23 protein-coding genes are annotated in these 23,300 nt (G+C 66.4%); 8 read left to right on the forward strand and 15 right to left on the reverse strand.

The genetic code is table 11. The features are described from left to right. Nucleotides 1-148: 148 nt before the first annotated feature. Complete coding sequence (gene ubiE, locus N7573_RS14825; protein ID WP_005411082.1) at nucleotides 149-910, reverse strand: bifunctional demethylmenaquinone methyltransferase/2-methoxy-6-polyprenyl-1,4-benzoquinol methylase UbiE; 762 nt, start codon at nucleotides 908-910, stop codon at nucleotides 149-151. Nucleotides 911-990: 80 nt separating this feature from the next. On the opposite strand from ubiE, the gene N7573_RS14830 reads away from it, so the two are divergent. The 4 genes from N7573_RS14830 to N7573_RS14845 all read left to right on the forward strand — a co-directional run bounded on the left by N7573_RS14830 (nucleotide 991) and on the right by N7573_RS14845 (nucleotide 2,789). Further along, nucleotides 991-1,443 carry a nucleoside deaminase gene (locus tag N7573_RS14830; RefSeq protein WP_005411083.1) on the forward strand — a complete coding sequence of 151 codons (453 nt, stop codon included), beginning with the start codon at nucleotides 991-993 and terminating at the stop codon, nucleotides 1,441-1,443. A 198-nt stretch (nucleotides 1,444-1,641) separates the two neighbouring features. Next, the gene (locus N7573_RS14835) at nucleotides 1,642-1,902 is read left to right on the forward strand and encodes a hypothetical protein (RefSeq protein ID WP_197615762.1); all 261 of its coding nucleotides are present in this window, start codon (nucleotides 1,642-1,644) and stop codon (nucleotides 1,900-1,902) included. Between the two features lie 75 nt (nucleotides 1,903-1,977). Continuing rightward, nucleotides 1,978-2,304: a hypothetical protein gene (locus N7573_RS14840; RefSeq protein ID WP_014038526.1), complete on the forward strand. Its 327-nt coding sequence runs from the start codon at nucleotides 1,978-1,980 to the stop codon at nucleotides 2,302-2,304. Nucleotides 2,305-2,366: 62 nt separating this feature from the next. Further along, nucleotides 2,367-2,789, forward strand: a complete 423-nt coding sequence (locus tag N7573_RS14845; RefSeq protein ID WP_032129005.1) for a low affinity iron permease family protein — start codon at nucleotides 2,367-2,369, stop codon at nucleotides 2,787-2,789. Between the two features lie 142 nt (nucleotides 2,790-2,931). Here N7573_RS14845 and smeF read toward each other — a convergent pair whose 3' ends face one another. From smeF to smeD, 3 genes are all read right to left on the reverse strand, one after another. Continuing rightward, nucleotides 2,932-4,332, reverse strand: coding sequence for a multidrug efflux RND transporter outer membrane subunit SmeF (gene smeF, locus N7573_RS14850; protein WP_125893439.1), 1,401 nt, complete (start codon nucleotides 4,330-4,332; stop codon nucleotides 2,932-2,934). A 110-nt stretch (nucleotides 4,333-4,442) separates the two neighbouring features. Continuing rightward, entirely contained in the window at nucleotides 4,443-7,565 is a 3,123-nt protein-coding gene (gene smeE, locus N7573_RS14855) for a multidrug efflux RND transporter permease subunit SmeE (RefSeq protein WP_279943207.1), read from the reverse strand. A 12-nt stretch (nucleotides 7,566-7,577) separates the two neighbouring features. Beyond that, a complete protein-coding gene (smeD, locus tag N7573_RS14860) occupies nucleotides 7,578-8,762 on the reverse strand; it encodes a multidrug efflux RND transporter periplasmic adaptor subunit SmeD (protein WP_154264460.1) in 1,185 nt (394 codons plus the stop codon). 227 nt (nucleotides 8,763-8,989) lie between these two features. Between smeD and smeT the strand changes: the two genes are divergently transcribed. Both smeT and N7573_RS14870 read left to right on the forward strand, forming a co-directional pair. Further along, entirely contained in the window at nucleotides 8,990-9,649 is a 660-nt protein-coding gene (gene smeT / locus N7573_RS14865; RefSeq protein WP_032129009.1) for an efflux transporter SmeDEF transcriptional repressor SmeT, read from the forward strand. Nucleotides 9,650-9,694: 45 nt separating this feature from the next. Beyond that, on the forward strand, nucleotides 9,695-10,687 hold the full coding sequence (locus N7573_RS14870) for a Gfo/Idh/MocA family oxidoreductase (protein ID WP_121504353.1): 993 nt from the start codon (nucleotides 9,695-9,697) through the stop codon (nucleotides 10,685-10,687). Between the two features lie 54 nt (nucleotides 10,688-10,741). Here N7573_RS14870 and hslU read toward each other — a convergent pair whose 3' ends face one another. The 9 genes from hslU to N7573_RS14915 all read right to left on the reverse strand — a co-directional run bounded on the left by hslU (nucleotide 10,742) and on the right by N7573_RS14915 (nucleotide 18,587). Further along, the gene (hslU, locus tag N7573_RS14875) at nucleotides 10,742-12,115 is read right to left on the reverse strand and encodes an ATP-dependent protease ATPase subunit HslU (protein ID WP_014038532.1); all 1,374 of its coding nucleotides are present in this window, start codon (nucleotides 12,113-12,115) and stop codon (nucleotides 10,742-10,744) included. Between the two features lie 103 nt (nucleotides 12,116-12,218). Beyond that, a complete protein-coding gene (hslV, locus tag N7573_RS14880) occupies nucleotides 12,219-12,770 on the reverse strand; it encodes an ATP-dependent protease subunit HslV (RefSeq protein ID WP_005411093.1) in 552 nt (183 codons plus the stop codon). Nucleotides 12,771-12,943: 173 nt separating this feature from the next. Then, a complete protein-coding gene (locus tag N7573_RS14885; protein WP_032129030.1) occupies nucleotides 12,944-13,144 on the reverse strand; it encodes a DUF3079 domain-containing protein in 201 nt (66 codons plus the stop codon). 77 nt (nucleotides 13,145-13,221) lie between these two features. Next, entirely contained in the window at nucleotides 13,222-14,112 is an 891-nt protein-coding gene (xerC, locus tag N7573_RS14890; protein WP_049421395.1) for a tyrosine recombinase XerC, read from the reverse strand. Nucleotides 14,113-14,125: 13 nt separating this feature from the next. Further along, nucleotides 14,126-14,800, reverse strand: coding sequence for a DUF484 family protein (locus tag N7573_RS14895; RefSeq protein ID WP_125893427.1), 675 nt, complete (start codon nucleotides 14,798-14,800; stop codon nucleotides 14,126-14,128). After that, complete coding sequence (gene dapF, locus N7573_RS14900; RefSeq protein WP_049399235.1) at nucleotides 14,797-15,648, reverse strand: diaminopimelate epimerase; 852 nt, start codon at nucleotides 15,646-15,648, stop codon at nucleotides 14,797-14,799. Before dapF ends, N7573_RS14895 begins: the two co-directional genes overlap by 4 nt. Then, a complete protein-coding gene (locus tag N7573_RS14905) occupies nucleotides 15,641-15,913 on the reverse strand; it encodes a lipoprotein (protein WP_032129015.1) in 273 nt (90 codons plus the stop codon). Before N7573_RS14905 ends, dapF begins: the two co-directional genes overlap by 8 nt. A gap of 82 nt (nucleotides 15,914-15,995) precedes the next feature. Beyond that, nucleotides 15,996-16,421, reverse strand: a complete 426-nt coding sequence (locus N7573_RS14910; protein ID WP_121504351.1) for a YbaN family protein — start codon at nucleotides 16,419-16,421, stop codon at nucleotides 15,996-15,998. A gap of 54 nt (nucleotides 16,422-16,475) precedes the next feature. Continuing rightward, nucleotides 16,476-18,587, reverse strand: a complete 2,112-nt coding sequence (locus N7573_RS14915; protein ID WP_279913799.1) for a S9 family peptidase — start codon at nucleotides 18,585-18,587, stop codon at nucleotides 16,476-16,478. Between the two features lie 192 nt (nucleotides 18,588-18,779). On the opposite strand from N7573_RS14915, the gene N7573_RS14920 reads away from it, so the two are divergent. Next, nucleotides 18,780-19,967 (forward strand): pyridoxal phosphate-dependent aminotransferase, encoded by a 1,188-nt coding sequence (locus tag N7573_RS14920; RefSeq protein WP_049399229.1) that lies wholly within the window; start codon nucleotides 18,780-18,782, stop codon nucleotides 19,965-19,967. A gap of 78 nt (nucleotides 19,968-20,045) precedes the next feature. Here the strand turns inward: N7573_RS14920 and N7573_RS14925 are convergent, their stop codons facing one another. Together N7573_RS14925 and N7573_RS14930 are read right to left on the reverse strand one after the other, a co-directional pair. Beyond that, the gene (locus N7573_RS14925) at nucleotides 20,046-22,142 is read right to left on the reverse strand and encodes a prolyl oligopeptidase family serine peptidase (protein ID WP_049421401.1); all 2,097 of its coding nucleotides are present in this window, start codon (nucleotides 22,140-22,142) and stop codon (nucleotides 20,046-20,048) included. A gap of 69 nt (nucleotides 22,143-22,211) precedes the next feature. Next, nucleotides 22,212-22,538, reverse strand: a complete 327-nt coding sequence (locus tag N7573_RS14930) for a hypothetical protein (RefSeq protein ID WP_049399225.1) — start codon at nucleotides 22,536-22,538, stop codon at nucleotides 22,212-22,214. 127 nt (nucleotides 22,539-22,665) lie between these two features. Between N7573_RS14930 and N7573_RS14935 the strand changes: the two genes are divergently transcribed. After that, nucleotides 22,666-23,268: a lipocalin family protein gene (locus N7573_RS14935; protein WP_094001036.1), complete on the forward strand. Its 603-nt coding sequence runs from the start codon at nucleotides 22,666-22,668 to the stop codon at nucleotides 23,266-23,268. Nucleotides 23,269-23,300 lie beyond the last annotated feature (32 nt).

The following is a 23,300-nucleotide window of genomic DNA, read 5'->3' on the forward strand; positions in this document are numbered from 1 at the left end:
CGGCGCATGCCAACCAAGGTTGGCTTCTACAGGTAGGTGCCCACCTTGGTTGGCATCCACAGGTAGGTGCCAACCTTGGTTGGCACGGATCTTTCATCGCTCGCGGCCGGGGTGTGCCAACCAAGGTTGGCACCTACAAAAGCGCGGCTTACAGCTTGTAGCCGGAGTGGATCGAAACGATGCCGCCGGTCAGGTTCTTGTAGTGGCAGCGCTCGAAACCGGCCTGCCCCATCATCGCCTTCAGCTCATCCTGCGGCGGGTGCTTGCGGATGCTCTCGGCCAGGTACTGGTAGCTGTCCGAATCGTTGGCGAACAGCTTGCCCAGCTTGGGCAGGATCTTGAACGAGTGGAAGTCGTAGATCGGCTTGAACCAGTCGGCGGTGACTTCGGAGAATTCCAGCACGCGGGCCTGGCCACCCACCTTCAGCACGCGGTACATCTCGCGCAGGCCAGCGTCCTTGTCGGTCACGTTGCGCAGGCCGAAGGCAATGGTCACCAGGTCGAAGCTGTTGTCCGGGAACGGCAGGGCTTCGGCGTTGCACTGCACATAGTCCAGGCCGAGCACCAGGCCGCGGTTGGTCAGGCGGTCACGGCCGACCGACAGCATGCCGGCGTTGATGTCGCCCAGCACCACCGAGCCCTCGGCGCCGACGCGCTCCTTCAGCAGGGCGGCGATATCGCCGGTCCCGCCGGCCAGGTCGAGCACACGGTCGCCCGGCTTCACCTGCGCGGTCGCCACGTAGTAGCGCTTCCACGCCCGGTGCACACCCAGGCTCATCAGGTCGTTCATCAGGTCGTAGTTGCGCGCGACCGAGGTGAACACCTGGCCGACCAGCTTCTGCTTGTCCTTGGCGGCGACGTCGCGGAACCCGAAATGGGTGGTACCGGCTTTGTAGGGGGATTCGCTCATGGCCCCGATTATCGCACCGCCGGGGGCCAGCGGCACCCCCTGCCCGTATCATGGCGGGCCACGACTTACCGGAGCCCCGCATGATCACCACGCCCGACTACCAGGCCCTGCTGCAGACCGCCATCGCCGAAGCCCGCCAGGGCCTGGCCGAAGGCGGCGTGCCGATCGGCGCGGCGCTGTACCACAACGACGGCCGCCTGCTCGGCTGCGGCCACAACCGCCGCGTGCAGGAAGGCGACCCGTCGGTGCACGGCGAAACCGATGCGTTCCGCAAGGCCGGCCGCCAGCGCCGCTACCAGGACACCATCATGGTCACCACCCTGGCGCCGTGCTGGTACTGCTCGGGGCTGGTGCGCCAGTTCAACATCGGCACCGTGGTGGTGGGCGAATCGCGCACCTTCCAGGGCGGCATCGACTGGCTACGGGAAAACGGCGTCAACGTGATCGACCTGGACAGCCAGGAATGCGTGGACCTGCTGGGCGGCTTCATTGCGCAACACCCGGAGATCTGGAACGAAGACATCGGTGAATGAACACCACGCAGTGTCCTGTTGAACCCGCTTAATGAACGCTTCAGTGCCGGCACGCCCTAGTGCCGGCAGCGTTTGCGGCCATTGCCGTGAACCCGCGCACAGTCAGCTGCGCAACGCGCACACGCTGCGGTAACACCCTACCCGGCTGCCGCGCCTAGGGTGGGGTTACCGGGACTTCCTTCCCCGGCGGAGCCAGCCATGTGCGCGCACGCCGTACGCCCCACGCCCGACCCGATCCTCGACGCCATTCGCAAGCGCCTGCAGCAGCAGTATGCGCTGCACCAGCGTGGCGCCCTGTTCTGGACCGCCTACCAGGGCCTGCAGCTGGAACTGGTGCGCGGCCATCCGCTCGACCATGAGCGCCTGTGCAATGCAATGGCCGACATGGCCGAAGACCTCGGCGCGGTCGAGCATGCGCAACTGATAGGCAATCGCAACGCCGGCTCCACATCGCGCTGACGCGGCTTCCACTGCCCCATCGGCCACACTCGGATGAACCCCCACTCCCTTTCCACTCAACCGAACTGGATTGTCATGCACGCTGAAGTCCCCACCATTCCCCCGGTCATCAACGTTGACGCCGAGCTTGACCATTGGCGCCGCCAGCATGCCGACGGCGCACTACCGCACAACTCGTTCGGCTCCTACGTGCCGTGGATCAAGTTCGCCTGTGATTCGCTGATCACCCAGCCGCGCGCCAGCAATGCGCAGCGCGACGAGATGTTCCAGACCCAGTACGCGCTGCAGATCATGCCGCGCCTGAGCGAAGCCCAGGCCCGCGAATTCGTCGACCGTTGCTGGCAGCACGTCTACCAGACCAGCCCGGTGCGCCTGCAGGACGCCCCGCGCCTGCGCGCCTGAGCTGCACAGCCCCTGCACGAGCCGCTGCCGATCATCCTCGTCACCTGAGTGGGATGACGACGATGAAAGCACGCAACCTGTTCAATACGATCGCCAAGAAGGCCGCGGCCGCCACCGGCTCGCCGTGGACCTTCCTGGCCGCGGTAGCGATCGTGGTGATCTGGGGCATCAGTGGCCCGGTATTCGGTTTCAACGACACCTGGCAGCTGGTGATCAACACCGGTACCACCATCATCACCTTCCTGATGGTGTTCCTGATCCAGCACACACAGAACGCAGATACCGCCGCGATGCAGATCAAGCTGGACGAGCTGATCCGCGCGACGGCCGAAGCCAACAACGAACTGTTGGATCTGGAAGAACTGGACGAGGAGCGGCTGGAAGAGATCCGGCGCGAGTACGAGCAGATGGCGCGCGAAGCCGGCGACGCGCTGGCGCGGGTGCGCGCCTGCCACGCAGCGCGGCGCGACGATGAAGCGGTGTAGCAGCTCCTGAAATGACAATGCCGGCCCGCGGCCGGCATTACCCTCGATCTCCAGGTAGGTGCCAACCTTGGTTGGCACAGGGCCAGCCGCCTGCGCTGACGCATCCGTGCCAACCAAGGTTGGCACCTACCAGAAGCACTGCTTACCCGCGCTCGTGCCAGCCGCCGCCCAGCACCTTGTACAGGGTGATGCGGTTGGCCTGCTGGGCCAGCTGCGCCTGCAGCTGGGTCTGCTGCGCGTTGTAGGCGGTACGGCGCGCATCAAGCAGGGTCACGAAGCTGTCCAGGCCAGCGTCGTAGCGTGCCTGCGACAGGCGGTTGGCCTGTTCGGCCGCTTCCACCAGGCGCTGCTGTGAACTCACCTGCTCATCCAGGCTGACGTTCAACGCCAGCGCATCGGCGGTTTCGCGGAAGCCCACCTGGATCGACTTCTCGTACTGCGCCAGCGCAATGTCACGGTCCGCATTGGCGATGGCCAGATTGGCGCGCAGCTTGCCGCCCTGGAAGATCGGCAGCGTGATCTTCGGCAGGAAGCTCCACACGCGGGTGCCACTGTCGAACAGGTTGGACAATTCGCTCGAACCACTACCGATGCTGCCGGTCAGCGAGATGCTCGGGAAGAACGCCGCGCGTGCCGCACCGATGTTGGCGTTGGCCGCCAGCAGCTGGTGTTCGGCGGCCATGATGTCCGGGCGCTGCAGCAACACATCGCTGGGCAGGCCGGCCGGCGGCGGTGCCAGTGCCAGCAGCTGCGGTTCGATGCTGTCCGGCAGCAGTGCCGGATCCAACTGGCCACCGGCCAGCAGCGCCAGCGCATTGCGGTCCTGGGCCAGCTGGCCACGCAGACGTGCAGCATCCGTACGTGCGGTCTCGACCAGGGTACGGGTCTGGGTCAGCTCCAGCGCCGAACTGCCACCACGCTCGTGGCGGGCCTCGGCCAGGCGCAGCGAATCCTCGTAGGTCTTCAGCGTGGCATCGGCGATCTTCAGCCGCTGCGCATCAGCCCCGTAGGTCAGCCACGCCGTGGCGGTCTCGGCCACCAGGCTCAGCTGCGCGTTGCGGCGGTTGGCGGCCACGGCGAAGTACTGCTGCAGCGCCGCTTCACTGAGATTGCGCACGCGGCCGAACAGATCCAGTTCGAACTCGGCTACGCCGACACCCGCGGTGAACTGCTCGGTGACACCGGCGTCGGTACCACGGCGGTCCATCTGGCCGGTGACGGCCACACCGGGCACACGGTCGGCGCGCTGTACGCGGTACTGGCCGCGCGCGCGTTCAACGTTGAGTACGGCCACGCGCAGGTCGCGGTTGTTCTGCAGCGACTGGTCGATCACCTGCTGCAGGCGCGCATCGGTGAAGAAGTCGCGCCAGCCGACGGCGGCGACATCGGCCACCTCGCCCTGCGCGGCCTCGGCCGGCCACTGCGCCGGAATGGCCGGAGCAACGGCGGTGTTCTTCGGCACCAGGGTGGAGCAGCCGGCGAGCGCGAGCGCGGCGGCAATGGAAAGAAACAGGGATGCACTTTTCATGGGAATGACTTCCATCGGTACTGCCGGATGGCAGGAGGTAGTGCCGGCCGCTGGCCGGCAACCTCGTTGGATTCACATCACGCGGGCAGTAGGTGCCGGCCAGCGGCCGGCACTACCGTTTCAGGTCACGTCGTGGACTTGCGCTTGAACACGCGCTGCACCACCACGAAGAACAGCGGCACGAAGAACACGCCGAGCACGGTGCCGACGATCATGCCGCCGAGCACACCGGTGCCGATCGCCTGCTTGGCACCGGAGCCGGCACCGGTGGAGATTGCCAGCGGCACCACGCCCATGCCGAAGGCCAGCGAGGTCATCACGATCGGGCGCAAGCGGTCGCGCACGGCGTGCATGATCGACTCGATCAGGCTGGCCCCCTTCTCCAGGTTTTCCTTGGCGAACTCGACGATCAGGATCGCGTTCTTGCTGGTCAGGCCCACCGTGGTCAGCATCGCCACCTGGAAGTAGATGTCGCGCTCCAGGCCCTTGAAGGTGTTGGCCAGCACCGCGCCGAGGATACCCAGCGGGGCCGCCAGCAGCACCGCGGTCGGCACGCTCCAGCTTTCATACATCGCGGCCAGGCACAGGAACACGATCATCAGCGACAGCGTGTACAGCAGCGGCGTCTGCGAGCCGGCCTGGCGTTCCTGGTAGGACATCGCCGTCCACTCGATGCCGAAGCCCGCCGGCAGCTGCTTGGCCAGCTGTTCGATCTCGGCCATGGCGTCACCGGACGCGACACCCGGGGCCGGTTCGCCCTGGATTTCCATCGCCGACACACCGTTGTAGCGTTCAAGACGCGGCGAACCGTAGTCCCAGTGCTTGGTGGCGAACGCGCTGAACGGCACCATCTCGCCCTTGTCGTTCTTCACGGACCAGAGATCGAAGTCCTCCGGCACCATGCGGAACGGCTGGTCGGCCTGCACGAACACACGCTTGACGCGGCCACGATCGACAAAGTCGTCGATGTACGAGCTGCCCCATGCGGCGGCCAAGGTACCGTTGATCTGGTCGATCGACAGCCCCAGCGAGGTCGCCTTGGCTGCATCGATGTCGATGCGGAACTGCGGCGTGTCTTCCTGGCCGTTCGGGCGCACGTTGGCCAGCTTCTTGCTGCCGGCGGCGAGGCCCAGCAGCTGGTTGCGCGCGGCCACCAGTGCCTCGTGGCCCTGGCCGCTGTTGTCCTTCAGGAAGAAGGTATAGCCCGACGCGGTACCCAGTTCCGGAATGGCCGGCGGTGGGAAGGCGAAGATGAAGGCATCCTTGATCTGGCCCAGTGCCGCCATCGCGCGACCGGTGATCGGCATCACGCCATTGTCGGCGTCACGCTCGCTCCAGTCCTTCAGCTTGACGAATGCCATGCCCGCGTTCTGGCCCATACCGGCGAAGCTGAAGCCCTGCACCGAGAACACCGAGTCCACCGCATCCTTCTCGTTCTGCAGGAAGTGCTTTTCCAGTGCCGCGATCGATTCCAGCGTACGTTCCTGGGTGGCACCGACCGGCGCCTGCACCAGCGCCATCAGCACGCCCTGGTCTTCATTGGGCAGGAACGAGCTGGGCAGGCGCACGAACAGCACGCCCATCAGCACGAACAGTGCCGCCACGATGCCCATGAAGCGCCACGGACGGTGGATGATGCCGCGCACACCGCGCTGGTAGCTTTCGCTGGTGCGGTCGAAGCCGCGGTTGAAACCATTGAAGAAACGACCGGTCCAGCCCTTGTGTGCGACGTGGTGCTCACCCTTCTTCAGCGGCTTGAGCATCGTCGCGCACAGCGCCGGGGTCAGCACGATCGCGACCAGCACCGACAGCGCCATCGCCGAAACGATCGTGGCCGAGAACTGGCGGTAGATCACGCCTGTGGAGCCGCTCATGAAGGCCATCGGCACGAACACCGCCGACAGCACCAGGCCGATACCCACCAGCGCGCCGGTGATCTGGCCCATCGACTTGCGGGTGGCCTCAAGCGGCGACAGTCCTTCCTCGGACATGATGCGCTCGACGTTCTCCACCACCACGATGGCATCGTCCACCAGCAGGCCGATCGCCAGCACCATCGCGAACATGGTCAGCATGTTCACCGAGAAGCCCAGCATCGCCAGCACGCCGAAGGTACCCAGCAGCACCACCGGCACGGCGATGGTCGGGATCAGGGTGGCGCGGAAGTTCTGCAGGAACAGGTACATCACCACGAACACCAGCACGATCGCTTCGATCAGGGTCTGCACCACGCCCTTGATCGACACGCGCACGAACGGGGTGGTGTCGTACGGGATCTCGGCCTTCAGGCCGGCCGGGAAGAAGCTCTTCATGTCCTGCAGCGCGGCATCCACGCCGGCCGCGGTATCCAGCGCGTTGGCGCCGGTGGCCAGGGTAACCGCCAGGCCGCTGGCCGGCTGGCCGTTGTAGCGGGTGACGAAGTCGTAGGACTCTGCACCCAGTTCGACGCGGGCGACATCGCCCAGGCGCAGTTCGGCACCGTCCTGCGCACCGCGCACGATGATGTTGCGGAACTGTTCCGGGGTCTGCAGGCGCGACTGCGCATTGATGGTGGCGTTGAGCTGCTGGCCCTTGATCGACGGCGCGCCGCCGAGCTGGCCGATGGCCACCTGGGCGTTCTGTGCCTTGACTGCTGCGGTCACTTCCGCAACCGACAGGCCATAGGTATGCAGCTTGTTCGGGTCCAGCCAGATGCGCATGGCGTACTTGCCACCGAACACCTGGATGTTGCCCACGCCCGGCACGCGGCTCAGACGGTCGACGACATTGGAACCGACGTAGTCGGCGATGTCGTTGGCGTCCATGCTGCCGTTCTCGGACACGAACGCAATGACGTTCAGGAAGCCCGAGCTGGACTTGGCCACGTTGATGCCCTGCCGCTGCACTTCCTGCGGCAGCAGCGGCATGGCCAGCTGCAGCTTGTTCTGCACCTGCACCTGGGCGATGTCCGGGTTGGTGCCGCTCTCGAAGGTCAGGGTGATGGTGGCCTGGCCGTTGGACGAGCTGTTGGAGGAGAAATAGATCAGGCCATCAAGGCCCTTCATGTTCTGCTCGATGATCTGCGTCACCGAGTCCTCGACCACCTTGGCCGATGCACCCGGGTAGGTGGCGCTGATTTCCACCGCCGGCGGTGCGACGTTGGGGTACATCGAGACCGGCAGCTTGAACAGGGCCAGGCCGCCGGCGAGCATGATGATGATGGCGATCACCCATGCAAAGATGGGTCGATCGATGAAAAAGCGTGCCATGGGGTTCTCCGCTTACTTCGCGTCGCCGGCCGGAGCGGCAGGCTGGGCGGCCGCTGCCGGCTTGGCCGGAGCAGCGCCCTTCTCGGTGGCCTTGACCGGCATGCCGGGGCCGATCTTCTGCAGGCCTTCGACAATGACCTTGTCGCCGGCCTTCAGACCGTCCTCGACCAGCCACTTGTCGCCGACCGTGCGGCTGACCTTGACCGGGCGCACTTCGACCTTGTTGTCCTTGTCGACCACCATCGCGGAGGTGTCACCCTTCGGATCGCGGGCGATGCCGGCCATCGGCACCAGCACTGCATCGCTGCGCACACCGCCGCCGATCACCGCGCGCACGTACGTGCCCGGCATCAGCAGGCCGTCCGGATTGTCCACCTTCACGCGCAGGCCGAAGCTGCCAGTGGCCGGGTCGACGCTGACTTCGGAGAACTCCAGCGTGCCCTTGTGCTCGAAGGTGCTGCCGTCTTCCATCAGGATGCTGACCGGCAGCGTCTGGTTGTCCTGCAGGCGGCCCGCGGCCAGCTCGCGGCGCAGCTGCAGCAGCTCGGCCGAGGACTGGGTCAGGTCGACATAGATCGGGTCCAGCTGCTGCACGGTGGCCAGCGCATTGGCCTGGCCGGCGCTGACCAGCGCACCCTGGGTGACGCTGGACTTGCCGATGCGGCCGCTGATCGGCGCGGTGATGCGGGCGTAGCCCAGAGTGACGTTGGCCGCATCCAGCGCGGCCTTGGCGGCACCGACGTCAGCCTCGGCCTGCTTCTGCGCGGCCACCGCGTTTTCCAGGTCCTGCTGGCTGACCGCATCGACCTTGGCCAGCTCGGTGATGCGCTTGGCGCTCAGGCGCGCGGCGTTGGCGGTGGCCTCGGCACGCGCCAGCTGGGCACGGGCACTGTTGGCCTGTGCGCGGTAGCTGGCGTCCTCGATCTGGTACAGCGGCTCGCCAGCCTTGACCATGCCGCCCTCGGTGAACAGGCGCTTGGCGACGATGCCGTTGACCTGCGGACGCACTTCGGCGACCAGGAAGGCGTTGGTACGGCCCGGCAGCTCGCGGGTCAGGCCCACGGTCTCGGACTTCAGCGTGACCACGGTGACGTCACCCGGGCCCTGTTCGGGGGCCTGGGGTTGGCCGCCGCAGGCAGCCACGGTCGCGGCGATTGCCAGCGACAGTGCAAAGGGTCGGATTCGGCTCAGCAACATGACGGAAAGGCTCTTGAAGGAAAGGGTCTCAGCCAGCGCTGATACGGCGGACCCTCCACCAGCGAAGGTGAAGACCGTGCGAACAGCGCCCACCCGGGTGGAGTGGGAGCCGGACGGGCCTGCCACGCACACGACGGGAATGATGGGTGCGAAATATACATACATGCTTGTTTGTTTGTAAACCGGTACAATTCAGCCACGTTTCACCCGCACTCGTACCCACACCCATGGCCCGCAAGACCAAAGAGGACACCCAGGCAACCCGGGAAGGCATCCTTGACGCCGCCGAAGCCTGCTTCCATGAACACGGCGTGGCCCGTACCACGCTGGAGATGATCGGTGCCCGCGCCGGCTATACCCGTGGCGCGGTGTACTGGCACTTCAAGAACAAGAGCGAGGTGCTGGCCGCGATCGTCGAACGGGTGCACCTGCCCTTCATGCAGGAACTGGAGCGCACCTCCACCGACCAGCGCGACACACCGGTGCACGACCTGCGCGCAGTGATGATCCACTCGTTCATCGAGCTGTCCGAGGACGAACGCCTGCGCAAGACCATGGAGATCATGCTGCGCAGTGACGCCTCGGCCGATACCAAGGTGCTGACCGAAATGCAGCAGGCCGGCTTCCGCGACGCGCTGGACCGGATGGAGCGCGCCCTGCGCCGGGCCCAGGACCTAGGCCAGCTGCGCGAAGGCGCGGACCCGAAGATCGCCGCGCGCATGCTGCACGCCACTGTGCTGGGCGTACTGCATGGCGCGATGGTCGAACCGGAACTGATGGACCTCAAGCGCGACGGCATGCTTGCGCTGGACATGACCCTGGCCGCCTACGTGAAAGAAGGCGTGTTCGTGCCCGGAACGGTGCCCGAGCCGCTGCCCGAAGCGTGAGTAGAGCTGCTGCCGCCACCGCGACACTCATCTGAGGACGGACCCATGATCCTGGACAACGTGGTATGGGGCTTCATCGGCTGTGGCAGCGTCACCGAGAAGAAGAGCGGGCCGGCCCTGGCCAACACGCCGGGCTCACGGGTGGCGGCGGTCATGCGCCGCAATGCGGCGTTGGCCGAGGATTATGCGCGGCGCCATGCGATTCCCCGCTGGTACGCGGACGCCGATGCACTCATCGCCGACCCGGAAGTGAACGCGATCTACGTTGCGACGCCGCCCTCCACGCACATGCACTACGCGTTGCAGGCGATTGCCGCGGGCAAGCCGGTCTACATAGAAAAGCCGATGGCCATGGATCACGCGGAATGCGAACGCGTGCTGGAGGCCAGCGCGCGCAGCGGCGTGCCGGTGTTCGTGGCCTACTACCGCCGCGCCCTGCCCCGCTTCGCGCAGGTGAAGCAGCTGCTGGACAGCGGCACGATCGGCACGCCGCGCAGCGTGCGCGCCACCCTGCACCGGCCGCATTCGGCGAACGCTGCATCGCCGGACTTCTGGCGGACCAACCCGGCGATCGCCGGCGGCGGGCTGTTCGTCGATCTGGGCTCGCATACCTTGGACCTGCTGGACCATCTGCTGGGGCCGCTGAGCGATGTGCGTGGCCTGGCCAGCTCGTTGACCGGCGCCTACGCCGCCGAGGACAGCGTCTCGATGTGCTTCCGCACCGGGACGGGGGCGCACGGCATCGCCCAATGGAGCTTCTGCGCGTTCCGCCGCCAGGATGAAATCGAAATCACCGGCGATCGCGGACAGCTGCGCTTTGCCACCTTCGAGGACGTTCCGGTGGTTCTGGAGACGGAAGCGGGCGTGCAGGCGTTCGACATCCCGAACCCGCCGTCGATCCAGCAGCCGTTGATCGCCACTCTGGTGGACGAGCTGCGCGGCAACGGCCACTCACCATCCAACGGCATCAGCGCCGCCCGCACCAGCGCGGTGATCGACCAGGTGCTGCAGGCCTACCGCACACGGCACTCGCGCTGACTGCCAAAGCAGAAGGCCGCCTTTCGGCGGCCTCCTGCTTTGCAGCGTCGGGCATTACAGGATGTAGCGGCTCAGGTCCGGGTCCTGCACCAGCTCACCCAGGTGCGCATCGACATAAGCACTGTCGATGGCCAGGGTTTCGCCGTCGCGGTCCGGTGCCTCGTAGCTGAGCGAATCCAGCAGCCGCTCCAGCACCGTATGCAGGCGACGGGCACCGATGTTCTCCTGGCGCTCGTTCACCTGGAAGGCGATCTCGGCCAGACGATCAATGGCATCGGCAGTGAAGCTGACCTTGACGCCTTCGGTGGCCAGCAGCGCTTCGTACTGCTTGGTCAGCGCGGCCTTCGGCTCGGTCAGGATGCGCACGAAATCACCCTTGCTCAGCGCACCCAGCTCCACGCGGATCGGGAAGCGGCCCTGCAGCTCCGGAATCAGATCGCTGGGCTTGGCCAGGTGGAACGCACCCGAAGCAATGAACAGGATGTGGTCGGTCTTGATCGTGCCGTACTTGGTGGACACGTTGGAGCCTTCCACCAGCGGCAGCAGGTCGCGCTGCACGCCTTCGCGCGAGACGTCGCCACCACCCACGTTGTCACCACGCTTGGCGACCTTGTCGATCTCGTCGATGAAGACGATGCCGTGCTGCTCGCAGGCCTCGATCGCGGCAGTGCGGATGTCGTCCTCGTTGACCAGCTTGCCGGCTTCTTCCTCGATCAGCAGCGGACGCGCGGCCTTGATGGTCAGCGTGCGCTTGTGCGCCTTGGCGCCGCCGCCGAGGTTGGCGAACATCGACTTCAGCTGCTGGCCCATTTCCTCCATGCCCGGCGGGGTCATGATGTCCATGCTGACGTTGGCAGCCAGGTCGAGCTCGATCTCGCGTTCGTCCAGCTCACCGTTGCGCAGCATCTTGCGGAACTTGATGCGGGTCTCGTTGTCCTGCGCCGACGGCTCGTTGCGGGCGACTTCCGGATCGAAACCGATGCCACCGCTGCGGCGCGGCAGCAGCGCATCGAGGATGCGGTCTTCGGCGCGCTCCTCGGCCTGGGTACGCACGCGCACCTTGGCCTGTTCGCGGTACAGCTTGACCGCGGTATCGGCCAGGTCGCGGATGATCTGCTCGACGTCCTTGCCGACGTAGCCGACTTCGGTGAAGCGGGTGGCTTCAACCTTGACGAACGGCGCGTTGGCCAGGGTGGCCAGTCGACGCGCGATCTCGGTCTTGCCGACGCCGGTCGGGCCGATCATCAGGATGTTCTTCGGCATCACTTCATTGCGCAGCTCGGGCACCAGCTGCATGCGGCGCCAGCGGTTGCGCAGGGCAATGGCCACGGCGCGCTTGGCGTCGTGCTGGCCCACGATATGCCGGTCCAGTTCCTGCACGATCTCGCGCGGGGTCATGGTGGCGGAGGAAACTTCGATCTTCGACATGGATGTGCTCACGGATTCATTGTCGGTAGTGCCGGCCACTGGCCGGCAACCAGGCACGCGTGCGGGGGATCATGAGGTTGCCGGCCAGCGGCCGGCACGACCCTCACAGCTCCTCGACCACCACGTTGCGGTTGGTGTAGATGCAGATGTCGCCGGCAATGCCGATCGCTTCGCTGGCAATGGTGCGCGCATCCAGTTCGGTGTGCGCCATCAGTGCGCGCGCGGCCGACAGTGCATAGGAACCACCGGAACCGATGGCGATGATGCCGTCCTCCGGCTCGATCACATCACCGGTGCCGCTGATGATCAGCGAAGTTTCCTTGTCGGCCACTGCCAGCAGGGCCTCGAGCTTGCCGAGGCGGCGCTCGGTGCGCCAATCCTTGGCCAGTTCGACCGCAGCGCGCTGCAGCTGGCCGTGCTTTTCCAGCTTGGCCTCGAACAGCTCGAACAGGGTGAAGGCATCGGCGGCGGCACCGGCGAAGCCGGCCAGCACCTGGCCGTCACGGCCAAGGCGGCGCACCTTGCGCGCATTGCCCTTCATCACGGTGTGGCCCAGCGTGACCTGGCCGTCGCCGGCAATGGCCACGTGCTCGCCGCGACGGACGCAGACGATGGTGGTGGCGTGGAAAACGTTGGGATTCTGACTGGGGTCCATGCGGCCTCCGATAGCTGTTCCCGGGACATGGGGACAGCGCCGGGTGCGATCAAGCCTGTGCGGATGGCTGCCGTTCAGCGCTTGGCCGCGCCCCATCGACAGGAGGGCGCCTTTCTGACGAGCGCATCGCAATGCGCGCGGATCCCACCGCCCGAACGTGGAACGCCTGCCGTTCAGCGCTTGGCCTGCGACGGCCGGTCCGGATTCGGCTCGATGCCCCAGGCGAGGTACCAGTCTTCACCCTGCGTCTCGATCGGGTGCTGGGTGCGGCCGGAGCCATTGCCGCAGGCCAGGGCGTCAGCCGCGCAGTAGCGGTCGCAGCCCCAACAGATGCGCTCGGGGTGTTTGGGATGCAACGGTATGGGCTTCGCCATGGTGGCGGTGTCCTCGTGGCCTGCGGCCACGATGCGCCGGTAGCGCCCGCCCTGCCCTGATCCAGATCAAGGGCGCGCTATTCAGCCTTGTCGTCCTTGCTGCGGCGCTTCGCACGTGGATGCGCGGCGTCGTAGACCTTGGCCAGGTGCTGGAAATCGAGGTGGGTGTAGATCTGCGTGGTGGCGATGTCGGCATGGCCAAGCAGTTCCTGCACGCCACGCAGGTCACCGGACGATTCCAGGATGTGGCTGGCGAAACTGTGCCGCAGCATGTGCGGGTGCACGTGCTTGAACAGGCCCTGGCGCTGCGCCAGTTGGCGGATGCGGATCTGCACCGCGCGTTGGCTGATCGGTCCGTTGCGGCCGGGAAACACCGGCGAGGCCGGCCCGCCCCCGCTTTCCGCACGCCACGCCTGCAGTGCTTCGCGTGCCGGCCGGCCGAACGGTACCCGGCGCTGGCGGTTGCCCTTGCCCAGCACGTTGACCAGGCCGCTGTCGAAATCCAGATCCCGCCAGGTCAGCGCGCAGACTTCGCTCAGGCGCAGGCCAGAGGAATAGAACAGTTCCAGCAGCGCGCGATCACGGCGGCCGAGTTCACCTTCCGGTTCCAGCTCGACCAGCTGCACGGCTTCGTCGGCATCGAGCACCTGCGGCAACCGGCGCGGTGCGCGTGGCGCCTTCAGCGTCGCCGCCGGGCTGACCTCGATGCGTCCATGCTTCAACAGCCAGGCGTAGAAGCTGCGGCAGGCCGACAAGCGGCGCTGCAGGCTCTTGGCCGACAAGCCACGCCGGTGCTCATCGGCGACGAACTGACGCAGCGACTCGGCATCGAGTGCTTCCACCGCAACACCGCGCGGCTCGGCCCAGGCCGACAGCGCGTCCAGGTCGCGGCGGTAGGCGTCGAGCGTATGTGCCGACATCCGCCGCTCTACCTGCAGATGCTGCAGGAAGGCCTGTACCGCGCTCATCGTCGTATCCTGCTCAGCCCGGGAAGCGCTTCAGGCCGGTGGCCAACGCATCGCCCATCATGCGCAGGAACAGCGTGCCCATGCCCGGGTAGAAGCGGTTCGGGTCGTGGCTGCCCACAGCAATCAGGCCCACGCCCGGCAACGGCAGCAGCGCGGTGGTCTGCACTTCTTCGCTGCGCACGCCGTACAGCACGGCATTCTTTTCCGGCTGCAGGCGCCCGCAGATCGGCTCGCCGTCGTTCAGGCAGTCGCGGAACGGGCCCAGCTGCGCATCATCGGCGGCGATCACCTGCAGCCAGTCGGCCTGTTCCAGCCCGGCCACCGGTGTGTGCACCACCAATCGCACCAGGTCGCCGGCGAAATCTTCCTGCAGCGAGGCAGCCATCGCACGCAGGGTGTCGGCGGCGTTGTCCTGCTTCATCAGCGCCAGGGTCAGCTGATGCGTGCGCACTGCCAGGCGTTCATTGACCTGGGCGGTGGCACCCAGATCGGCCAACCGTCGTGCCAGCTCGCGGTTCTTCTCGCGCAGCACTTCCAGCTGGTAGCTGGCCAGCGACGCGGTCGGGCCGTCGTCGCGTGGCACCACCAGGGTCAGGGCCAGGTCCGGGAACTGCTTGAGGAAGCCGGGATGTCGCCGCAACCAGGCAGCGACTTCATGGGCCCCGAGCTTGTCGACGGTTTCGGTCATGCGATCCACTCCCCTTCGAAGACGAATGCGGTCGGGCCGGCCATCACCACCGGCTGGCCATCGCCCGGCCACTGGATGCGCAGGTCACCCCCGGGCAGGCTGATGCGCGCATCGCGCTGCAGGCGGCCACGCTGCATCAGGGTCACCGCAGCGGCGCAGGCGCCGCTGCCGCAGGCCAGGGTTTCGCCGACGCCACGTTCATTCACACGCAGACGTGCATGCGCCGGGCCCATCACCTGGGCAAAACCCACGTTCACCGAGCGCGGGAACGAGGCATGCTGCTGCAGCAGCGAACCGACGCGCTCGACCGGTGCTGCATCGATCAGGCCCACTTCGATCACCGCATGTGGATTGCCCATCGACACCGCGGCAAAGCGTATGCTCTCGCCCTGCAACGGCAGCAGGTACTCCTCGCGTGCATGGGCGAAGCCCACCAGCGGCACGTTGACCGGCTCGAACGCAGGCACGCCCATGGTCACCGCGAACTGGCCATCGCCCAGGGCCTTCACCTCATGACTGGCCAGCGGGCTGTCGATGACGAACTGATCCCCCTGCGCACTGCCCTCACGCACCAGCCAGGCCGCGATGCAGCGCGCGCCGTTGCCGCACTGCTCGGAGTTGGAACCGTCGGCATTCCAGATGCGGTACGACGCCACCGAGCCTTCCGCGCGCGGCGCTTCGATAGTCAGGATCTGATCGCAGCCGACGCCGGTGTGGCGGTCGGCCAGGCGCGCGGCCAGTTCAGGCGTGGGCGGCGCAGTGCCGTCACGCAGGTCGATCACTACGAAATCATTGCCCGCGCCATGCATCTTGCTGAAGCGCAGCGCCTTGGAACCGGCCTTACTCATTCCCGCCGCCCACCTTCTTCGCAGGTGCAGGCGCCGGTTGCGTGGTCGGTGCAGCCGGGTCCACGGTCGTGGCCGGCGTGGCGCTGCCCTGGGTCTCCGCCGGGGTCGCTTCAGTAGCGGGCTCGGCAACCGGTTCGACGGTTTCTTCCACCGGCACCGGCTTCTGCGGCAGTACCAGCGGGCCCTTGTTGCCGCAAGCGGCGAGGAGCAGCAGCGAGGCCGCTGCCAGCGGAATCAGGATGGCGTTTCGATGGGGGATCTTCATGCCCCGAGTATAGCCATTGGCGGCTGAGCGGTTGGTGCAGGGGATCGGGTTGCCGGCCAGCGGCCGGCACCACCGCAGGCGTTCAATCTGCAGGCGGCGGCAGCGGCCGGGTCCACAGCCAGATCGCCACCACGGTCATGCTGCCGATCGAGAACCACTTCACCCAGGCAATCGGCACGCACCACAGCATGATGCCGGCGCACACCGCCATGGTGATCGTGGCCATCCACTTGCCGTAGCGGCTGACGGCGCCGTGCGCCTGCCAGTTGGCGATGGCGGGGCCGAAGCGCGGGTGCTGCAGCAGCCAGTTGTGCAGGCGCTCGGAGCCACGCGAGGCAGCCCAGGCCGAAATCAGGATGAATACGGTGGTCGGCAGGCCCGGCACGAAGATGCCGACGATGCCGGTGCCGAGGCTGACATACGCCAACAGCCACCATGCCCAGCGGAAACGCACCACGCGCGGTGGCGTGGCGCTATCGCGCGGTGCGGAGGGGTCGGGCTGGCTCATGGCCGCAAGGATACCGGTTCGGGATGCCAGGCAACGCCCGGCACCCCTGCACCATTACGGCTGGGCGATGCCCAGCTGCTGCAGCACGAACGCGTACGACTCGGACAGCTCGCGGTAGCGCTGGAAGCGCCCCGACTTGCCGCCGTGGCCGGCTTCCATGTTGGTGCGGAACAGGATCGGGTAATGGCCGGTGTTGTCGTCACGCAGCTTGGCCACCCACTTGGCCGGCTCCCAGTACTGCACCTGCGAATCCCACAGGCCGGTGCCCACGAACAGCGCCGGGTACGCCTGCTGCTTCACGTTGTCGTAGGGCGAGTAGGACAGCATGTAGTCGTAATACTGCTTCTGCTCGGGGTTGCCCCACTCGTCGTATTCGTTGGTGGTCAGCGGAATGGTCGGGTCGAGCATGGTGGTGACCACGTCGACAAACGGTACCTGCGCCACCATCACCCGGTAGTCCTGCGGCGCCTGGTTGGCCACGGCGCCCATCAGCAGGCCACCGGCGCTGCCGCCGGACGCGGCGACGCGATCCTTCGCCGCCCAGCCCTGTGCGACCAGGCCGCGGGTGACGTCGATGAAGTCGTTGAAGGTGTTCTGCTTGTGCAGCAGTTTGCCGTTCTCGTACCAGTCGCGGCCCATCTCCTGGCCGCCACGGATATGGGCGATGGCATACACCACGCCACGATCGAGCAGGCTCACCGCGGTCTGGTTGAAGTACGGATCCATCGACATGCCGTAGCTGCCATAGGCGTACTGGAACAGCGCGCCCTTGCCATCCTTCTGGTAGCCCTTGCGGTAGACCAGCGACACCGGCACCTTCACGCCATCGCGCGCGGTGATCCAGACACGATCGGTTTCGTACTTCGACGCGTCATAGCCGATCACCGGTTGCACCTTCAGCTGGCGGCGCTCGCCGGTGGCGGTGTTCAGCTCGAACACGGTGGTCGGGGTGGTCATCGAGGTGTAGACGTAGCGCAGCCACGGCGTATCGGCCTCGGTGTTGTCGCCCAGGCCCATCGAGTACGCCGGCTCATCGGCCTTCACGTAGTCACTGCGGCCATCCTTGAACAGCAGGCGGATGCGCTCCAGGCCCTCGGAACGTTCGGCGATGGCGGTGTAGCTGTCGAACAGCTCGAAGCCTTCGATGAACACCGCATCGTCATGCGCGATCCAGTCCTTCCACTGTGCGCGCGAGGTCGCATCGGTCGGTGCGGTGACCAGCTTGAAGTTCTTCGCACCGTCGTTGGTGCGGATCACCCAGCGGCCGTCGTAGTGGTCAGCGTCGTACTCCACATCGCGCTGGCGCGGCGCCAGTACGGTGAACGTGGTCGGGTCGCTGGCCGGCGCGTAGCGCTCTTCCGAGGACACAGTGCTGTGCACGCCGATGGTGATGAAGCGATCGTCGCGGGTGCGGCCGATGCCCATGTAGAAGCTGTCGTCCTTCTCTTCGTAGACGACGGTGTCGGCACTGGCCGGGGTGCCCAGCACGTGCTTCTTCACGCGTACGGTCAGCAGCGTTTCCGGATCGTTCTCGACATACAGCACGGTGCGGTTGTCGTCGGCCCAGACCAGGTCGCCGGAGCTGCCGGTGATCACATCGGGCAGCACCTTGCCGGTAGCCAGGTCCTTGAAGCGGATGGTGTACTGGCGGCGACCGACATCGTCATCGGCCCAGGCCAGCAGCTGGTTGTCCTGGCTGACTTCCATCGAGCCGACGCTGAAGTAGCCCTTGCCGGCGGCCATCGTGTTGACGTCCAGCAGGATTTCCTCGGCGGCATCCATGCCGCCCTTGCGGCGTGCGTGGATCGGGTAGTCCTGGCCGGTCTCGAAGCGGCTGTAGTACCAGTAGCCGCGCTCGCGCGCCGGCACACTGGAATCGTCCTGCTTGATGCGGCCGACGATCTCCTTGTACAGGGTGTCTTCCAGCGGCTTCAGCGGCGCCAGCAACTGGTCGGCGTAGGCATTCTCGGCCTGCAGGTAGGCCAGCATGTCCTTGTTCTCGCGCTTGTCGTCGCGCAGCCAGTAATAGTCGTCGTTGCGGGTCGCGCCGAACGGCGCCTTGACCACATGCGGATGCTTGGCGGCATCCGGCGGAACGGGCGGCGTGGCGGCGGTGGCAGTGGTGGTCATCAGGCTCGCAAGCAACAGGCAGAGGGTGGATTTCATGAGATAAGGCTCCTTGAGCCGCAATGCAATGGCGTCCTTGTGCTCGAGTCTGGGTTGCAGGAGGGTTGCGGGCAACCCTGCGGATGGTCATGGGTCGTGCTGGCCGCTGGCCGGCAACCTCGGGATAAACAGAGGCGGGGGGTTGCCGGCCAGCGGCCGGCACTTCCAGGACGCGCGGCGTACCATGGGCACATGAGTACCCTGCCCCACACGCCGGGCTACAGCCGGCGCAGCCATGAAATCGCTCCGTTCCACGTGATGTCCCTGCTGGCCCGCGCGCAGGCGCTGGAACAGGCGGGCCACGATGTGATCCACCTGGAAATCGGCGAACCGGACTTCACCACGGCCGAACCGGTCGTGCGTGCCGGCCAGGCCGCATTGGCCGCCGGCCATACCCGCTACACCGCCGCACGTGGCCTGCCGGCCCTGCGCCAGGCGATCAGTGGCTTCTATCGCAGCCACTACGGGCTGGATATCGATCCCGAACGCATCCTGGTCACTCCCGGCGGCTCCGGTGCGCTGCTGCTGGCCAGCAGCCTGCTGGTCGACCCCGGCCGCCACTGGCTGCTGGCCGACCCCGGCTACCCCTGCAACCGTCATTTCCTGCGCCTGGTGGAAGGCGGTGCACAGCTGGTGCCGGTCGGCCCGGACACCGCCTACCAGCTCACACCGTCGCTGGTGGAACAGCACTGGAATGCCGACAGCGTCGGCGCACTGGTGGCCTCCCCCGCCAATCCGACCGGCACCGTGCTGTCCGCCGACGAACTGGCGGCACTGTCGCAGGCCCTGCACGCGCGTGGCGGCCATCTGGTGGTGGACGAGATCTACCACGGCCTGACCTACGGCCTGGATGCACCCAGCGTGCTGCAGGTGGACGACAGCGCGTTCGTGCTGAACAGCTTCTCCAAGTATTTCGGCATGACCGGCTGGCGGCTGGGTTGGCTGGTGGCGCCGCCGGCGGCGGTGCCGGACCTGGAGAAGCTGGCACAGAACCTGTACATCAGCGCGTCGAGCATCGCCCAGCATGCCGCACTCGCCTGCTTCAGCGAGGAATCGATGGCGATCTTCGAACAGCGCCGCGAGGCGTTCCGCCAGCGTCGCGACTATCTGCTGCCGGCGCTGCGCGAGCTTGGTTTCCGCATCGAAGTGGAACCGCAGGGTGCGTTCTACCTGTACGCCGACGTCAGCGCGTTCACCGATGACGCGCAGGCGTTCTGTGCGCACTTCCTGGAAACCGAACACGTGGCGTTCACCCCGGGCCTGGATTTCGGTTTCCATCGCGCCAATCAGCATGTGCGCCTGGCCTATACCCAGGAAGTGCCGCGGCTGCAGGAGGCGGTGGCGCGAATTGCACGCGGGTTGAAGAGCTGGGGCGCCTGATCGATCTGCGCGAACGCCATGCGTGGATACGTGAACCCAACGAAAAACGCCGCCCTGGGGCGGCGTTTTCCGTTCTGCTTACTTGCCGCCCAACCGCTCCCACAGGAAGCTGTAGGCCAGTGCGGACATGTGTGCTGCCTGCGCGTTGTTGGCTGCGCCGCCGTGGCCACCTTCGATGTTCTCGTAGTAGGTCACGTCCTTGCCGGCGTCGATCATCTTCGCCGCCATCTTGCGGGCATGACCCGGGTGCACGCGGTCATCGCGGGTGGAGGTGGTGAACAGCACCGGCGGGTAGTTCTTCTTCTCGTTGAACAGATGATACGGCGAGAAGGTCTTGATGAACTCCCAGTCGCTGGTATCCGGGTTGCCGTACTCGGCCATCCACGAGGCACCGGCCAACAGGTGGCTGTAGCGCTTCATGTCCAGCAGCGGCACCTGCACCACCACTGCACCGAACAGCTCCGGGTACTGGGTCAGCATGTTGCCGGTCAGCAGGCCACCGTTGCTGCCACCTTGGACGCCCAGGTGCTTGGCACTGGTGATCTTGCGCTTGACCAGATCGCGCGCCACCGCAGCCATGTCTTCATAGGCCTTGTGACGGTTCTGCTTCAGCGCGGCCTGGTGCCAGCGCGGGCCGTACTCGCCACCACCACGGATGTTGGCGACCACGTACACACCGCCTTTCTCCAGCCAGGCGCGGCCCATGCCACCTGAGTAATTCGGGGTCAGCGAGATCTCGAAGCCACCATAGCCGTACAGCAGGGTCGGGTTGGAGCCGTCCAGCTTCATCGCCTTGTCGTGCACCACGAAGTACGGCACGCGGGTGCCATCCTTGCTGGTGGCGAAGTGCTGCTCGATCACCTTGCCCTTGGCATCGAAGAAGGCCGGCATGGTCTTCAACGTTTCCGGCGCCTGGCCGATCTCGGCCAGAGCCAGCGTGGTCGGGGTCAGGTAGTCGGTGGCGGTCAGCCACACCGCATCGCTGTCGTTGCTGTCCACTGCGCCCACCGCCAGCGTGCCAAAGGCCGGCGCGCCGACGAAGCGGCTGGTCTGCCAGCCATCGGCGCCCGGGGTCAGCACCGACAGGCGGTTCTTGACGTCATCCAGCACGTTCAGCACCAGGTGGCTCTTGGTCCAGGTGGCGCTGGCCAGCGAGGTGGTCGCGGTCGGGGTGAACAGCACCTCGAAGTCGCGCTTGCCGGCCAGGAAGTCGTCCAGCTTCGTCGCCAGCAGCGAACCGGACGCGTAGGTCTTGCCGCCCACGGTCCACGGATCGCGCAGTTCCAGGGTCAGCCACTGCTTGTGCAGGCCCTTCTCGGCCGAATTCGGCGCGTCGATCTTGGTCAGCGTGCCATCGTCGCCACGCAGGTAGAGCTCGTTGTTGTAGAACGCCAGCGTGCGGCTGACCAGGTTGCGCTCGAAGCCCGGGGTGTCATCGTGCATCGCCGCGATGTACATGTCCTCCGGCTTGCCTTCGTACACCACGGTGGCCGAGGTCATCGGCGTGCCGCGCTTCCACAGCTTGGCCACGCGCGGGTAGCCGGAGGTAGTCATCGAGCCCGCACCGAAGTCGGTGTAGACGAACACGGTGTCGCGGTCGACCCAGTTGAGGCCGCCCTTGGACTCGGGACGGAAGAAGCCGTCCTTTATCCAGGTCTTGTTGGCCAGGTCGAACTCACGGGTGACGTCGGCGTCGGCGCCACCGCGCGACAGCGCGATCAGGCAGCGGCTGTAATCCGGGCGCAGGCAATCGGCGCCGTGCCAGACCCAGTTCTCACCCTCGGCCTTGTTCAGCGCATCCAGGTCGAGCACGGTTTCCCACTGCGGCGAGGCCTTGCGGTACTCGGCCAGGGTGGTGCGCCGCCACAGGCCGCGCTCGTGCTGCTGGTCCTTCCAGAAGTTGTAGTAGTAGTCGCCGATCTTCTGCACGCCGGGGATCTTGGCATCGGAGTCGAGCACCTCGCGGATGCTGGTCTCCATCTGCTTGAAGGCCGGGGTCTGCGCCAGGCGCGCCTCGGACTTGGCGTTCTGTTCCTTGACCCAGGTCAGCGGCTTGTCGCCGGTGACGTCTTCGAGCCAGGCGTAGCGATCGGTGTCTTCAGCGGCCACGGCGGTCCCCACCGAGGCAGCGGTCATCATGCCGGCCAGCAGGCAGGCGGAAGCGAGTCGAGACATTGCAGCTCCAGGCAGTCATAAGCCGTGGAACGCTAGCATGGATCGCCGCGGGCGCCCCCGTGTCGAAGGTCAGGCCGCGGCGGTGGAACCGCGACGGCCTCGCGCCGCCCCGCCGCTACGGCGACGCGCCTGTCCACCGGTACGACGCGCCAGCCGCAGCCACGACAGGCGCGGCAACGGGAAGCGCAGCAACGCCCACCAGGCCACCAGCGGCATGCCCACCAGCCACATGGGTAGCCAGCCCAGCCAGGCACTGCTGCCGCGCGCGGCCGGCCAGACCAGTACCAGCGCCATACCGGCCAGGGCCAGCTGCTGCACGCTGCGCAGCAGGCGCGGGTCGGCACGCTCGAGAATGACGCGTTCAGTTGCAGAGCGGCGGACGGAACGTGCGTTCATGGGGCTTCTCCGGTGGACAATGCAACACAGCATGGGCAAGGCCCTTCTCACAGGTTGCGACACCATTGACGGATCGCGTGCACACAGTCGACCATGCGCGTGCAAGCCCACTGGAGCCCGCTCCCGCATGACTTCGATCCGCCCGCTCTGCGCCGTGCTGCTGGCCCTGTCCCTGGCGGGCCCCGCCGTGGCCGCCAGTGAGCCGCCGTCGCCCCGTGCCAGCGCTCCGCGCGCCGCCGACCCGGATGCGCCGATCGACCTGAAGCGTTTCATGGGCACCTGGTACGTGATCGGCCGCGTGCCGAACTTCATCGAACGGGGCCATGTGGCCAGCGTCAACGAGTATGAGCTCCGCGACGCGCACAAGGTCGGCATCACCTACCGCTACCGCGATGGCTTCGGCGAACCGCTGCAGGAAGTCCGCGCGCGTGCCAGCGTCGACCCGGACAGCGGCAACCACGGCTGGCGCACCTGGTTCTACCGCGTGGTGCCCACCCATTCGCGGGTACTGGAAGTGGCCCCGGACTATTCGTGGGCGCTGATCGGCTATCCCGGCCGTGAAATGGCCTGGATCTTCTCTCGTACGCCGGACATGGACAAAGCCCTGTACAAGGAGCTCGCAGAGCGACTGCGCGACGAGTACGGCGTGAACACCGACAAGCTCAAGCGCGTGCCGCAGCACCCGGAGCAGGTCGGCAAGCTGGGCTACGAAGTACCAAACGTGCGTTGATTGCAGGTGGGATTGCCGGCCAGCGGCCGGCA

It is taken from the genome of Stenotrophomonas sp. GD04054 (genome assembly GCF_029836955.1).
Lineage (GTDB): Bacteria > Pseudomonadota > Gammaproteobacteria > Xanthomonadales > Xanthomonadaceae > Stenotrophomonas > Stenotrophomonas maltophilia_A.